The 224-nt window shown below is 65.6% G+C and carries 1 pseudogene; it reads right to left on the bottom strand.

From position 1 onward, the window contains the following. Positions 1-224, bottom strand: a pseudogene (locus tag AF337_RS25415) (hypothetical protein); the annotation flags it as partial.

The following is a 224-nucleotide window of genomic DNA, read 5'->3' as shown; positions in this document are numbered from 1 at the left end:
GCGTGGAAGCGACGAACCAGATGGCGACGATCGGCCCCCAGAACCAGATGAGCGAGAGAGCGTGAAGACGGAGCAGCGTCGCCATGAAGAGCACGCCGATCGCGGTCCAGATGCAGGCGGGTTTGAGCACGCCCGATATCAGCCGCAGGGCCGGCTCGCAGGCCCCGGCCATCTCGCCGCAGCCGGACAGCTGGATCGTGAGCCAGGTGATATAATCGAGGCTC

The organism is Rhizobium ecuadorense, from assembly GCF_001187535.1.
Taxonomy (GTDB): Bacteria; Pseudomonadota; Alphaproteobacteria; order Rhizobiales; family Rhizobiaceae; genus Rhizobium; species Rhizobium ecuadorense.
The sequence above is the reverse complement of the archived record's forward strand: the minus strand, read 5'-3'. Positions and strand labels throughout refer to the sequence as shown.